Genomic DNA, 13,693 nt, shown 5'->3' with positions numbered 1-13,693 from the left:
CGCCATGTTCGCCAACGTTCTGATCGTCTGCCATGCCAACGTGTGCCGTTCGCCCGCCGCCGAGATGCTGTTCAAGTCAAAGCAGCGCGCGGCGGCGCCGATCGCGTTTCATTCGGCGGGCTTGCGGGCGATGAACGGCCACGGCATGGACCCGGTGATGCAGCGCCTGCTCGCCGAGCGCGGCGTCGCTTCCGGCATCCATTACTCGCGGCGGCTTGACCGCCAACTCGTGCGCGCCGCCGATCTGGTGCTCGTCACCGAACGCGCCCAGGTGAGCGCCGTCGAAGCGCTCGATCCGGCTTCGCGCGGCAAGGTCTATCCGCTCGGCAAGTGGGAAGACGATTCCGACGTCGCCGATCCGCATGGCGGCGCCGAAACCGCATACAGGGAGAGTCTCGTGCTCATCGAACATCTGGTCATGGGATGGCTGAAAAAAATATGCTGATGAAAAAACTCACTGCAAACTCACTCGCGAGTTTCCGCGCGAAATTCGCCGCTTCGCTTTTGCTGACGTCCTTTCTGTCGGCCTGCGCCACCGCACCGGGCAACTTCCTCGACACGTCGCGCCTGAAGGAAGACGGTCAGACCGCGCCCACCGAAACGTATCCGGTCCATCTGATCGACGCCAGCCTGATCGTCTCGCAGGCGCAAGCCGCCGCCGCGAAGACCCAGGTGCTGCCGACCTCGACCCTGCCGGACCCGTCGCAGTACGTGTACCGCCTTTCGCCGCAGGACATTCTCGGCATCACCGTCTGGGACCACCCTGAGTTGACCACGCCGCAGGGCAGCACGCTGTCGGCGGGCGGCAATACCACGCAGTCGATCGGCGGCGCATTGCAGCAGCCGTATACAGCCGCGCTGCCGGGCCAGGCCGATCCGTACGGCCAGACCATCGCCGCCGACGGCACGATCTTTTTCCCGTTTGTCGGCCGCATCAAGGCCGCCGGCAAAACCACGAGCGAGTTGCGCGACCAGCTCTCAACCGGGCTCGTGCGCTATATCCGCAATCCGCAGGTCGACGTGCGCGTGCTGTCGTATCGCGGCCAGAAAGTCCAGGTGACCGGCGAAGTGAAGACGCCGGGACCGCTTGCTATCAGCGACGTGCCGCTCACGCTGGTCGACGCCATCACGCGCTCGGGCGGTACGAACTCGGACGCCGATATCCAGCGCGTGCGCCTCACGCGCAACAACAAGCTCTACGTGCTCGACGCCGACCGCATGCTCGATCGCGGCGACACCACGCAGAACGTGATGCTGCAAAACGGCGACGTGATCAACGTGCCGGATCGCACCGACGCCCGCATCTTCGTGATGGGCGAAGTGAAGACGCCGATCCAGCTGCCGATCATCCGCGGCCGGATGACGATCGCCGACGCGCTGACCCAGGGTGGCGGCATCCTCGACACCGACGCCAATCCGCGTCAGATCTTCGTGATGCGCGGCATGCGCGACCATCCGACCACGCCGGAGGTATTCCGCCTCGACATGACGCAACCGGACTCGATCATGCTGTCCTCGCAGTTCCAGTTGCAGCCGCTCGATGTCGTGTACGTCGGCACTGCTGCTTCGACCACCTTCAACCGTGTGTTGCAGCAGGTCCTGCCGAGCATACAGACGCTGTTCTACCTGAAGCAGCTGACGCGCTGAACCTCTGAGCCGTAGACAGGCCCGCGCCGCGCCCCCCTTGGGACGCGGCGCGGGACCGAAGCAAAAACGCCGAAGCAATGCAAGAGCAAACGCCGAAGCAACCGATACGGGATCGAATTGTGAGCAATCAAATCTCTCCACACATGACTGGTCCGATCAAGACCGAAGAAGAGGACGTCGTCCTCGGACAACTGGTCCAGGTGATCCTCGACGACATCTGGTGGCTGCTCGCGATCGCCGGCGTGATCGTCGCGATGGCCGCCGCCTATTGCTACCTCGCCAAGCCGATCTATTCGGCCGACGCGCACGTGCGCGTCGAGCAGTCCGACAACACGTCGCAGGCGCTCACGCAGACGCAGACCGGCGCCGCGATCACCACCGGCTCCAGCACGCTGCCGACCGACGCCGAAATCGAAATCATCAAGAGCCGCGGCGTGGTCGGCCCGGTGGTGCAGCAGCTGAAGCTGAACTTCAGCGTCACGCCGAAGACGATTCCGCTGCTCGGCAGCATCGCCGCGCGCATGGCGACGCCCGGTCAGCCGGCGCGTGCGTGGCTGGGACTGACCTCGTATGCATGGGGCGGCGAGAACGTCGAAGTCGGTTCGATCGACGTGACGCCCGCGCTCGAAGGCCAGAAGCTGATGCTGCGGGTCATCGACGACCAGCACTACGAACTGCATGCGGAGAACGGCGCGCTGCTGCTGCGCGGCCAGGTCGGCCAGCAGGCGCAGGGCGGCGGCGTGACGATGCTCGTCAACACGATGGTCGCGCGTGCCGGTCAGGAATTTACCGTGGTGCGCGCCAACGATCTCGACGCGATCACCGCGTTCCAGTCGGCGATCACCGTGCAGGAGCAGGGCAAGCAGACCGGCGTGATCCAGATTTCGCTGGAGGACAAGAGCGCCGAGCACGCGGCGCTGGTCGCCAATGCGCTCGCGCAGTCCTATGTGCGCCAGCACGTGTCGAACAAGCAGGAAGACGCGATCAGGATGCTCGACTTCCTGAAGAGCGAAGAGCCGCGCCTGAAGTCCGACCTCGAACGCGCCGAAGCCGCGTTGACCGCGTATCAGCGCCAGTCCGGCTCGATCAACGCGAGCGATGAAGCGAAGGTGTACCTCGAAGGCAGCGTGCAGTACGAGCAGCAGATCGCCGGCCTGCGCCTGCAGATGGCGCAGCTCACCGAGCGTTACGGCGACGACCATCCGCTGCTCAAGGCCGCGCGCGAACAGATGGCCGAGTTGCAGGCGCAGCGCGCCAAATACGCGGACCGCTTCCGCGATCTGCCCGCCACCGAAGTGAAGGCCGTGCAGTTGCAGCGCGACGCGAAGGTCGCCGAAGACATCTATGTGCTGCTGCTCAACCGCGTGCAGGAGCTGTCGGTGCAGAAGGCCGGCACGGGCGGCAATGTGCACATCGTCGACGCCGCGCTGCGTCCGGGTGCGCCGGTCAAGCCGAAGAAGATGCTGATCCTGTCGGCGGCGGTGATTCTCGGGCTGATCGCCGGCACGGGTTTCGTGTTCCTGCGCCGCAATATGTTCAAGGGCATCGACGACCCCGATCACATCGAGCGCGCGTTCCATCTGCCGGTGTTCGGCCTCGTGCCGCAAAGCGCCGAGCAGGCGCAGCTCGACAGCGCGTTCCCGCGCGGCGGAGAACGCCTGCGCTCGGTGCTGGCCAACGCGCGTCCGAAGGACGTGACGATCGAAAGTCTGCGCAGCCTGCGCACCTCGATGCAGTTCACGATGATGGACGCGCGCAATCGCATCGTCATGCTGACCGGCCCGATGGCCGGCGTCGGCAAGAGCTTCCTGACGGTCAACCTCGCGGTGTTGCTCGCGAATTCGGGCAAGCGCGTGCTGCTGATCGACGGCGACATGCGGCGCGGCGTGCTCGAACGCTACCTCGGCGGCCCGCAGGACAGCGGCCTGTCCGAGTTGCTGAGCGGCCAGATTTCGCTGGAAGAGGCGATTCGCAGTTCGCATGTCGACGGCCTGAGCTTCATCGCGTGCGGCCGCCGTCCGCCCAATCCTTCGGAGCTGCTGATGTCGCCGCGTCTGCCGCAATACCTCGACGGGCTCGCCAAGCGCTACGACGTGATTCTGATCGACACGCCGCCGGTGCTGGCCGTGACCGACGCGTCGATCATCGGCGCGTATGCCGGCTCGACCTTCTTCGTGATGCGCTCGGGCGTGCACAGCGAAGGCGAGATCACCGATGCGCTCAAGCGTCTGCGCGCGGCCGGCGTGCACGTGCAGGGCGGCATCTTCAACGGTATGCCGGCGCGCCGTGGCGGCTACGACCGCGGCTATGCGGCGGTTCAGGAATATCTGAGCACCTGAGCGCCGCGCGTTCTGAACGTGCAGATTCCAGCGCAACGACGATTAAAAAGGACATCACGATGAAAGTGACGGTACTGATTCCGACCTACCGCCGCCCGGCCGATCTGGCGCGCTGCCTCGCGGCGCTGCAACGGCAGTCGCGCGCGCCGGACGAAGTGGTGGTGGTGGCGCGCGCCGACGACGACGCGACGCACGCGTGTCTGCGTGACCCGGCCGTGCCGGGCAAGCTGCCGCTAGTGGTCGCGCCGGTCGGCGTGCCCGGCCAGGTCGCCGCGCTCAACCGCGGGCTCGATGCCGCCAGCGGCGACGTGATCGCGATCACCGACGACGACGCCGCGCCGCACGCCGACTGGGTCGAGCGGATCGCCGCCGCGTTCGCCGGTGATGCGCGTCTGGGCGCGCTCGGCGGGCGTGACTGGGTGCACGAGAAGGGCCGTGTGCTGGACGGCGAGCGGCCGCTGGTGGGCAAGGTGACCGCGCACGGCAAGATCATCGGCAATCATCATCTCGGGGTGGGCAGCGCGCGCGAAGTCGACATCCTGAAGGGCGCCAACATGAGCTACCGGCGCGACGCGGTACGCACGATCCGCTTCGACGCGCGCCTGCGCGGCGCGGGCGCGCAGGTCCATAACGACATGGCGTTCAGCCTCGCCGTGAAGAACGCCGGCTGGAAGCTGATGTACGATCCGCGCGTGGCGGTCGATCACTTCCCCGCCGAGCGTTTCGACGACGATCGCCGCGACGCGCAAACCATGACGGCGTTGCGCAACGCCGCGTTCAACTTCCATCTGATCCTGCGCGACCAGTTGCCGCCGCTGCGCCGCGAAACCGCGTGGTGGTGGTGGACGCTGGTCGGCACGCGGGTCTACCCGGGGCTCACGCATGCGGCGCTCGCGCTGGTGTCGAAGCAGGCGGGGCTCAAGCTCTCGCGCTGGCGCGCGGTGCGCAGCGGCGCGCACGAGGCGCGCCGCGCGCTGTCGTGAGTGACGTGAGCCGCGTCAGCCATCTGAGCCCCGCCGCAACCCCCACGTTCGCGCATCGGCACGCGGCCCCCGCCAGGGCCGCCGATGCCTCTTTCCACCGGCAGAGCGGAGTGTCTGCATGAGTACGAAAGTTCACGTTCATCTGTTTTACGGCGCCGATCCGCGTTTCTACCGGCCGGGCGACAACATCGGCTGCCTGTACGGCTATCACCACGCCGAGTCCGATGAGTTCAAGCTGACCTATTCGCAGGACGCGCGCGAAGGCAAACCGGTGCGTCTGCTGCGCCGCGCGCTGAAGGCGCTGCTGGGGTTCGATTTCATCCACACGTGGCGCAATCGCGCCGAGATGCTGCGCTCGGACGTGATCTGGACGCACACCGAACAGGAATGGCTGTCCGCCGCGCTGATGCTGCTGTTGAGCGGCCGCAAGGCGGGCGCGGGCGCGGCGCCGCTGCTGCTCGCGCAAAGCGTCTGGCTGCTCGACAAATGGCCTTCGTATGGGATTTTGCGCAGTTGGCTGTATCGCAGGCTGATGCGCCGCGCCGATCAGCTGACCACGCTCGCCAGCGACAACGCCGAGCTGTGCCAGCGGTACTTCGGCCGCGACGCGCAGCCGCTGCTGTACGGCCTGAATACGCGCGACTTCCCGGTCAACGTGCCGGCGCAATGGACGCCGCATACGCCGCTGCGCATCGCCGCGATCGGCAACGACCGCGACCGCGACTGGGAAACGCTCATCAAGGCGTTCGGCAACGATTCGCGCTACACGGTGAAGCTCGCGACGCGGCGGCGCATTCCCGCGTCGCTGCGCGCGCCGAACGTCGAGATCGCGCTGTTCTCGGGCATCAGGAAGCAGCACGAACTGTACGACTGGGCCGATGTGATCGTGGTGCCGCTGCGGCCGAATTCGCACGCTTCGGGCATCACCGTGATGCTCGAAGCGGCGGCGGTCGGCAAGCCGATGGTGGTGACGAACGTCGGCGCGTTACAGGACTATTTTCCGGAAGACGAGGCGGCCTATATCCCGCCGTTCGATCCGCAAGCGTTGCGCGACGCGGTCGACCGGCTCGCCGCTGCGCCGGCCGACGCGTTGCGCCAGGCGCAGGCGGCGGCAGCCGGTTTGTTGTCGCGCGATCTGACCACGCAGCACTACGCAATGCAGCACGTGCGGATCACGCGGGAGATGCTGCACGCGCGTGCGCACGGCGAGGCGAACTCGCAAATACAAACGCAGACACACGCACACGCACGCACTCACGCGCAAGCGCGCACCCCGGCCGCCGCCCAGGCCCACGCCGCGAAACCGGCGCACGCGCCCAAGCCCGCGCAAACCCCACGCGCGTCCGCGCGCGAATCAAGCGGAGGCCTCTGAACGATGTCGACGATTCCGCGAGCCGGCGCCCCCCACGCACCCGACGCCTCGGCAGAAAGCGGCCCCGCGCGGCTGCTGTCCGGCAGCCGGCGCGACTGGCTGCCGCCGCTGCTGCTGTGGCTCGTCACGGCGGTGTTGATCGTCGCGCATCAGGGCACGGTGCTCACGCTCGCGTTTCCGGTGCTCGCGATCCTCACGGGCCTGTGGCTCTACTTCAAGAGCCCGGCGCGCTACATCGGCTTCATGTGGTGGCTGTGGTTCCTGAGCCCGGAAGTGCGGCGTCTGGCCGACTGGTCCAAAGGCTCGTTCACGCCGACCAGCCTGATCCAGGTCGCACCGCTCGCGGTCACGATGATCAGCGCGCTGTCGCTGTTGCGCTACTACCGACTGCTCGCGCAGCGGCGCGGCCTGCCGGTGCTGCTGATCCTGCTCGGCCTCGTCTACGCGTTCATGATCGGCGTGATGTCGAGCGGACCGCTCGCGGCCACCTACGACCTCGCGAACTGGCTCTATCCGATCCTGATCGGCTTTCACATCATGGCGCATACGCGCCAGTATCCGCAGTACCGCGACACCATCGTCAACACGTTCATCTGGGGCATGCTGGCGATGGGCGGCTACGGGCTGATCCAGTTCTTCATCATGCCGCCGTGGGACGTGCTGTGGATGCTCGGCTCGCAGATGAACTCGCAAGGCGACCCCGTGCCGATGGGCGTGCGCGTGTTCAGCACGATGAACTCGTCGGGACCGTTCGCATTCGCGATGATGGGCGCGATGGTCTTCGTGATGGCGGCCACGCACCGCGTGCGCTGGATCGCCGCGGCGCTCGGCTTCTTCTCGTTCGCGCTGAGCCTCGTGCGCTCGACGTGGGGCGGCTGGGTCATCGCGCTCCTGATCCAGCTCGTCAAGTCGAACAACAAGGTGCGCGTGCGCATCGTCGGCAGCGCGGTGCTGCTCGCGGGCCTGTGCGTGCCGCTGCTGGCGGTCGGCCCGGTGGCCGAGCGGATGCAGGCGCGCCTGACCACGATCGTCAACCTGAACGACGACCAGAGCTACGCGGCGCGCAACGAGTTCTACGCGACCTTTGCGAAGACCGCGTTCACCGACGTGGCCGGCGAGGGCATGGGCGCGACCGGCACCTCGACCAAACTGTCGAACGACGGCGGCCAGCTCGGCCAGTACGGCAACTTCGACAGCGGCGTGATGAACATCCCGTTCGTGCTCGGCTGGCCCGGCACGCTGCTGTATATGTCAGGCATCGTCTGGCTGCTCACGCGCGCGGTGCTCGCGTCGTTCAAACTGCGCGACGACAAATTCGTGTCCGCGTGCCTGAGCCTGAGTCTCGCGACCTTCGCGATGCTGGTGTTCACCAACTCGCTGGTCGGCACCGGCGGACTGCTGCTTTTCATGAGTGTTTTTTCGATTCTTTCCGCGGTCCATCACGACAAGATGAATCGCCGCCGCACGCTATTTCTCCACGGAGGCACTGATTGAGAGTCGCCATTGTCACGCACGTAGTGCGCCATAACGACGGCCAGGGGCGCGTCAACCACGAGATCGCGCGCGCCGCCCTCGACGAGAACATCGGCGTCACGCTGGTCGCGTCGCACGTCGCGCCCGAGTTGCTCGCGCATCCGAACGTCCGCTGGGCGCCGGTGAAAATCGGCCGCTGGTGGCCCACCAATCTGCTGCGCCAGCAGGTGTTCGCGTTCAAGAGCGCGCTGTGGCTGCGCGCGCATCGCCGTGAATTCGACGTGCTGCACGTGAACGGCTTCATCACGTGGATGCCCGCCGACGTCAATACATCGCACTTCGTGCATAGCGGCTGGTTCGGCAGCAAGTACTACCCGTTCGGGCTGACCAAGGGGGTGTGGTCAGCGTATCAGTCGGTGTATACGCGCTGCAATGCGCTGCTCGAACGCTGGGCTTACCGGCGCTCGAAAGTGATCACCGCGGTGTCGCAGAAAGTCGCCGACGAAATCCGTGCGATCGGGTTGACGCCGCACAACCGCGTGGACGTGATCTACAACGGCGTCGACACGCAAGGCTTCGCGGCGGCCACCGGCGATCGCGAGAAATTCGGCTTGCCGAAGGACGCGTTCCTGCTGCTGTTCGTCGGAGACCTGCGCACGCCGCGCAAGAATCTCGGCACCGTGCTGGCCGCGCTCAAGCATCTGCCGGAGCACGTGCAGATCGCGGTGGCAGGCTTTCTGCCGGGCAGTCCGTATCCGGAAGAAGCGAAGGCGCTCGGCATCGCGCATCGGGTGCATTTTCTCGGCTTGGTGAAGGAGATGCCGGTGCTGATGCATTCGGTCGATGCGTTCGTGTTCCCGTCGCGTTACGAAGCGATGAGCCTGTCGCTGCTCGAAGCGATGGCGGCCGGCTTGCCGGTGGTCACCGCGCGGACCGCGGGCGGCGCCGAAATCATCACGCCGGAGTGCGGCATCGTGCTCGACGATCCCGACGATCCCAAGGCATTGGCCGGCGCGGTCGCGCGGCTCGCGGGCAATGACGATGCCCGCCGCGCGATGGGCATCGCCGCCAATCAGCTCGCCACCGGCTTCGGCTGGGCGCGTATGGCCGCGCAGTACATCGCGCTGTACCGGCAGTTGGCCGGGCAGCAGGAAAACCGCCGGCGCAGCGAGGTGGAAGCGTCGACGGTCGCCAAGACCGACGCGCTGACGCTGAACACGCTGGCCGGACAGAAGAGCGCGGAATGACGCAACGCGCAGCGCCGCGCTAGCTTGCTGCGACGTGCCGCGCCGCGCATTCACTCAGCGCTTCATCAACACAACTCTCAGAACGCACAGGGGCAACAACCATGACGACGAGCTCAATCAAATCGCTGCAGATCGGGATGCACTGGTTTCCCGAACGCGCGGGCGGCCTCGACCGCATGTACTACTCGCTGGTCGGCGCGCTGCCGGGCGCGGGCGTCGCGGTGCGCGGCGTGGTGGCCGGTTCGCCGAAAGTGGCCGCGGACACCGGCGGCGCCATCAACGGCTTCGGTTCGGCCGCGCAATCGCTGCCGTTGCGGCTGATGGCGGCACGCCGCGCGCTGCGCCAGGAAATCAGCACGTCGCGGCCGGACGTGATCTCGTCACACTTCGCGCTGTACACGTTTCCCGGCCTCGACGTGACGCGCGGCATTCCGCAGGTCTCGCATTTTCAGGGGCCGTGGGCCGACGAGAGCCACGTCGAAGGCGCGGATTCGCTCGGCCAGCGCGCCAAGCGTTACCTGGAGCAGTCGGTGTATGCGCGCTCGTCGCGGTTGATCGTGCTGTCGGACGCGTTCGGCAAGATTCTGACTTCGCGCTATCGGATCGCGCCGGACCGCGTGCGCGTAGTGCCCGGTTGTGTCGATGTCGAACAGTTCAATCTGCCGATCACGCCGGCCGAGGCACGGCTGAAACTGCAATTGCCGCAAGACCGGCCGATCGTGCTGGCGGTGCGGCGTCTCGTGCGCCGCATGGGTCTCGAAGATCTGATCGATGCGGTGAAGCTGCTCAAGCGCAGCGCGCCCGACGTGCTGTTGCTGATCGCGGGCAAGGGACGGCTCGAAGGCGAGTTGCAGGCGCGCATCAGCGAAGCGGGTCTGGAGGACAACGTGAAGCTGCTGGGCTTCGTGCCCGATCAGCATCTGGCGGCGTTGTATCGCGCGGCGAATATCAGCGTGGTGCCGACGGTCGCGCTCGAAGGCTTCGGCCTCATCACGGTCGAATCGCTCGCGTCGGGCACGCCTGTGCTGGTGACGCCGGTGGGTGGGTTGCCGGAAGCGGTGGCGGGCTTGTCGCCGAATCTGGTGTTGCCGGAAACGGGCGCGAAGGCAATCGCGGATGGGCTGGCGGGAGCGCTGAACGGCTCGCTGAAGCTGCCGGATGCGGATGCGTGCCGCCGCTACGCGCGTGAGAACTTCGATAACGCGGTGATCGCGAAGCGGGTGGCGTCGGTGTATAGCGAGGCGATCGCGGCGGGGGGGATGCACTGAGTTTGCCGGTTGCCGTCAGCGTGTGGCGGCAACCCACGGCGCGAAAAAATGCGGCCAACCGGCCGCATTTTTTTTTCACAAGGCCCGAAATCAGAACGTCTCGTGATGCTCGTTGCGCCCGATGTCCGCGTGAACCATCATGTGGCACAGCTGTTCGAGCGTGGTTTGCGGCTGCCAGCCGAGCGTGTCGCGCGCCTTGTCCGCGCAGCCGATCAGCAGATCCACTTCGGCCGGCCGATAGAACTTCGGATTCACGCGCACCAGCGTCTTGCCGGTGGCGACATCGATGCCGGTTTCGCGCTCGTCCTTGCCCGACCATTCGATCTGATAACCCGCGGCGGCGAACGCCATGCGCACGAAATCGCGGACCGTCTCGGTGCGGCCGGTGGCCAGCACGAAGGTGTCCGGCGTATCGGCTTGCAGCATGCGCCACATCCCTTCGACGTATTCGAGCGCGAAGCCCCAGTCGCGCTGCGCGCTCAGGTTGCCCAACTCCAGCACGTCCTGCTTGCCGAGCTTGATCTTCGCGACCGTGTCGGTGATCTTGCGGGTGACGAATTCGCGGCCACGCAGCGGTGATTCGTGATTGAACAGAATCCCGCTGCTCGCGAACAGGTTGTACGACTCGCGATAATTGATGGTCGACCAGTGCGCGAACAGCTTGGCGACGCCGTACGGGCTGCGCGGATAGAAGGGCGTGCTCTCGCGTTGCGGGACCGCCTGCACGAGACCGAACATCTCCGATGTCGACGCCTGGTAGAAGCGCGTCTTCGGGCTCAGAATGCGCAGGCCCTCGAGCAGATTCAGCGCGCCGACGCCGGTCACTTCGGCGGTGGTCACGGGCTGGTCGAACGACACGCCAACGAAGCTCTGCGCGGCGAGGTTGTACAGTTCGTCGGCCTGTGCGCCTTCGAGCAGGCGCAGCGTCGAGCCGAGGTCGGTCAGATCGTGTTCGACCAGCCGCAGATTCGGATGATCGAGCACGCCGAGCTCACGCATGCGCCAGAAATTGACCGAGCTGGTGCGCCGGTACGTGCCGGTCACGTGATAGCCCTTTTCGAGCAGCAGTTTGGTCAGATAGGCGCCGTCCTGTCCGGATACGCCGGTGATGATCGCTTTGCGTGGTTGGCTCATAGCTTGCCTTCGAGATTGTTAAAAGAAAAAAGGAAGAAGCATTCGCGCCGGTCAGGGCGCATTTCATCGGCACAGTCGGAAGCGCATTTCAGAAGCACGATTCGCGAGAGCCGCTGGTGGGATTCGCCAGCGGAACCTCGCGAAGCGCGCTTGAAAAAGCGCTTTAGAGCGTGCCGTCCAGCAGCCGCCGCACCAGCGGTCCGACGACCTGATAGTCCTGTTCGGCCTTGAGCCGGTACAGGCCCGGCTTTGGATGCGCGCCGTCGGACATCAGCGTCTGCCAGTCCGGCAGACGGCTGACGTAGGCGAACTGGTCGACGAGCGGCACCTGCTGTTCGGCGGCCACACGGCGTGTCATCGCGACCATCGCGGCGAGCCGCGCGTTGAGCCGGTTGTCGGGCATCGGGTTCGAGGTCTGCAGAACCGGCTGCTTGCCGAGCGCACGAGCGGTTTTCACGAGCGCTGTTTCGGCTGCGTAGAACTGCTCGGGCGTCTGGTTCTGCATCGCTTCGTTGATGCCGTAGTTGATCAACACGATCTGCGCGGGCGACGCCGCGAGGCGCTCTTGCCAGGGCAGACCGGCGGTTGGGCCGGCGCGGCGGTTGCCGGTGCCGTCGCGCAGTTGCGTGGCCATTGTGCCGCCCACGCCGAGGTTCGCGACGCGCACGCGATCGCCGTAATGCGCGTGCAAGTCCTCTTGCAGATAAGACACGGCGTTTTGCGGCTGCGGGCCGCAGTGGCCTTCGCTGCACGTGATGCCGAGCGTGGTCGAATCGCCGTATGCGTCGATCAGGATTTGCGTTTGTGCTTGCGGCCGCGGTGCTTGCGGTTTTTGCGCCGCATCGGCACGGGCGGAGAAGGCCGCGGGTGCTAGTGCGAGTGCGATTACAAGCGCGCTCATCGAGGCACCCACGCGCGGTTTCACACGCGCCCGCACAAGCGCACGAGGCGCCGACGCCCCGGCGTTTGCGCTCGCGCCAACCCATTCACGGCGGCTCATGCGCGGCTCTGCGGTGCTTGCCGCGCAGCGCGAGCCCCGGCGACACCGCCGCCCGGCGCGTGCGCGTGCGTCTGCGTCTGCGCCTGCATTTGCGCATGCGCCTTGCCACGCGCGCCGAAGATCAACCGCTTCTCGAACGCGAACCACGTGACGCTCGCGTAGACGAGCGTGATCGCGAGCGCGAGCGCCGCCGTCAGATAGCGGTTCAGATGCAGCGGCCACAGCACGTACAGCACGCTCAGATGAATCAGGTAAATCGTGTAGCTGATGGTGCCGATATAGACCAGCACCGGATTGCACAGCAGCCGTTTGACGATGCCCTTGCTTTGCAGAGCGATGACCACGACCGACGTACAAAGCACCAACGAAACGCTATACAACCCCGCATTCGACAGCGGCGTATTGGCCGCGCGAAAACGCGGGAAGTGCAGATGCAGCCATGCGAGCACGGCCAGCGCGGCGAAGAAGCCGAGCACCGCGAGGCCCTTGAACGGCTCCAGCGCATCGCGGTCGCGCCGCAGCGCGACCGCCAGCAGCGCGCCGGCCGCGAGCAGGTCCATGCGGAACGGCGTCAGGTAATAGATCGGCCAGAACGTATCGAACCACGGCGTGGCGACTGCGCGCAGCACCGGCACCAGCACGATCAGTGCGGCCGCCACGTAGCCGAGCAGACGCTCGGGCACCAGCAGGATCACGAACGGCCAGAAAATATAGAACTGCTCCTCGACCGCGAGCGACCACAGCACATTCAGGCTGTCGTGACCGCTCTGATTGAGCGCGTCGCCGATATTGGTCGCGAAGAACGTGTACCAGTACCAGTGCTCAGCCCACGCGAGGCCGAACAGCAGCGACGACACCACCATTAGCAGCACGTACGGCGGCAGGATGCGCCGCGCGCGGCGCGCGTAAAAGTAGCTGAAATACGGCAGCTGGCGTTCCTTACGATCGAGCAGAATGCCGCTGATCAGAAAGCCGCTCAAAACAAAAAACAGATCGACGCCCATCCACAGCGGCGCCTTCAGCGCGTGCTGCGCGAAGACCGCGAGCACGGCGATGGCGCGCAGGCCGTCGAGCTGCACGATGCGGGAGTGGGTAGGCGCGAGGGGCAATGCGCTGGCTGTCATGAACCGTCCATGGTGTGAAGCGGATGGGCCGGGCGAAGCGTCGCGCGTGATTCCATACGGAACACGCGTGCGCGCTTCGCGTCGCAACGGGAGTGCAGTCGATTCT

At 66.1% G+C, this 13,693-nt stretch carries 11 protein-coding genes; 8 read left to right on the top strand and 3 right to left on the bottom strand.

Going from position 1 to position 13,693, the window contains the following annotated elements:
- The first annotated feature begins 4 nt into the window (after positions 1-4).
- The 8 genes from FVF58_RS13505 to FVF58_RS13470 all read left to right on the top strand — a co-directional run bounded on the left by FVF58_RS13505 (position 5) and on the right by FVF58_RS13470 (position 10,329).
- Complete coding sequence (locus FVF58_RS13505; protein ID WP_149670391.1) at positions 5-445, top strand: arsenate reductase/protein-tyrosine-phosphatase family protein; 441 nt, start codon at positions 5-7, stop codon at positions 443-445.
- Positions 439-1,647, top strand: a complete 1,209-nt coding sequence (locus tag FVF58_RS13500) for a polysaccharide biosynthesis/export family protein (RefSeq protein WP_149670390.1) — start codon at positions 439-441, stop codon at positions 1,645-1,647. The genes FVF58_RS13505 and FVF58_RS13500 overlap by 7 nt, the downstream gene beginning before the upstream one ends.
- Positions 1,648-1,790: 143 nt before the next feature.
- Positions 1,791-3,986, top strand: a complete 2,196-nt coding sequence (locus FVF58_RS13495; protein ID WP_149670459.1) for a polysaccharide biosynthesis tyrosine autokinase — start codon at positions 1,791-1,793, stop codon at positions 3,984-3,986.
- 59 nt (positions 3,987-4,045) lie between these two features.
- On the top strand, positions 4,046-4,969 hold the full coding sequence (locus tag FVF58_RS13490; protein ID WP_149670389.1) for a glycosyltransferase family 2 protein: 924 nt from the start codon (positions 4,046-4,048) through the stop codon (positions 4,967-4,969).
- A 118-nt stretch (positions 4,970-5,087) separates the two neighbouring features.
- Positions 5,088-6,341, top strand: coding sequence for a glycosyltransferase family 4 protein (locus tag FVF58_RS13485; RefSeq protein ID WP_149670388.1), 1,254 nt, complete (start codon positions 5,088-5,090; stop codon positions 6,339-6,341).
- A 3-nt stretch (positions 6,342-6,344) separates the two neighbouring features.
- On the top strand, positions 6,345-7,835 hold the full coding sequence (locus FVF58_RS13480; RefSeq protein ID WP_149670387.1) for a glucose-6-phosphate isomerase: 1,491 nt from the start codon (positions 6,345-6,347) through the stop codon (positions 7,833-7,835).
- A complete protein-coding gene (locus FVF58_RS13475) occupies positions 7,832-9,061 on the top strand; it encodes a glycosyltransferase family 4 protein (RefSeq protein ID WP_149670386.1) in 1,230 nt (409 codons plus the stop codon). The genes FVF58_RS13480 and FVF58_RS13475 overlap by 4 nt, the downstream gene beginning before the upstream one ends.
- 101 nt (positions 9,062-9,162) lie before the next feature.
- Positions 9,163-10,329, top strand: a complete 1,167-nt coding sequence (locus FVF58_RS13470; RefSeq protein ID WP_149670385.1) for a glycosyltransferase family 4 protein — start codon at positions 9,163-9,165, stop codon at positions 10,327-10,329.
- Positions 10,330-10,419: 90 nt separating this feature from the next.
- On the opposite strand, the gene gmd is transcribed toward FVF58_RS13470, so the two are convergent.
- The 3 genes from gmd to FVF58_RS13455 all read right to left on the bottom strand — a co-directional run bounded on the left by gmd (position 10,420) and on the right by FVF58_RS13455 (position 13,587).
- Positions 10,420-11,463 (bottom strand): GDP-mannose 4,6-dehydratase, encoded by a 1,044-nt coding sequence (gmd, locus tag FVF58_RS13465; RefSeq protein WP_149670384.1) that lies wholly within the window; start codon positions 11,461-11,463, stop codon positions 10,420-10,422.
- A gap of 163 nt (positions 11,464-11,626) precedes the next feature.
- Entirely contained in the window at positions 11,627-12,364 is a 738-nt protein-coding gene (locus FVF58_RS13460; RefSeq protein WP_149670383.1) for an SGNH/GDSL hydrolase family protein, read from the bottom strand.
- A gap of 95 nt (positions 12,365-12,459) precedes the next feature.
- Positions 12,460-13,587 carry an acyltransferase family protein gene (locus FVF58_RS13455; protein ID WP_149670382.1) on the bottom strand — a complete coding sequence of 376 codons (1,128 nt, stop codon included), beginning with the start codon at positions 13,585-13,587 and terminating at the stop codon, positions 12,460-12,462.
- Between the last annotated feature and the right edge of the window lie 106 nt (positions 13,588-13,693).

It is taken from the genome of Paraburkholderia panacisoli, assembly GCF_008369935.1.
GTDB classification, from domain to species: domain Bacteria; phylum Pseudomonadota; class Gammaproteobacteria; order Burkholderiales; family Burkholderiaceae; genus Paraburkholderia; species Paraburkholderia panacisoli.
This window is presented reverse-complemented; position numbering and strand designations above follow the sequence as displayed.